General features: G+C 40.0%; 1 pseudogene. It reads right to left on the bottom strand.

Going from position 1 to position 582, the window contains the following annotated elements:
* Positions 1 to 341: 341 nt before the first annotated feature.
* Positions 342 to 582, bottom strand: a pseudogene (locus R7Q11_RS28060) (bifunctional tRNA (adenosine(37)-C2)-methyltransferase TrmG/ribosomal RNA large subunit methyltransferase RlmN); the annotation flags it as partial.

Below are 582 nucleotides of genomic sequence, written 5' to 3'. Positions count from 1 at the left end.
AAAGATAGCTAGCCTGTTCGCGTTAACCAAAATTATATTTTTAAGAAATTCTCAACAATTGAGTGTGAATACCCGTTTTGCAAAAATCAGCAAAGCGTATGAGAAAAAATGTTGAGAATAATCGGTGTCTTCATGAATGTTCTTCACCATGATAAGCGAATGTATAACGAAGACAAAAACGCTTTCCACTCAAACTAACAGATAGCTCAAGCTTTTGTCCAAACTTTGACACAGTAAATTGAAATAAACGCCAAAACCATTGAATTTCAGGGGTTACTTTACAAATACAACAAACAAAATAGCCAGAGCAAAGGCTCTGGCTATTTTTAATTTGGGGCAAATTATACCGCTTTTACGTCGATGGTTTCTGCACCGCGCGCAGCTTTTAAAGCCGCAGTACGTTTAGTACGGTCAATAACGTCACCGACTAACTGACCACATGCCGCATCAATATCATCACCACGTGTTTTACGAACCGTCACCGTATGCTCGTATTGCATCAATGTTTTTTGGAATCGGTCAATACGTGCGTTGCTTGGCTTCTTGTACGGAGAACCTGGGTACGGGTTAAACGGAATCAGG

This window comes from Vibrio sp. 970 (genome assembly GCF_033339075.1).
This window is presented reverse-complemented; position numbering and strand designations above follow the sequence as displayed.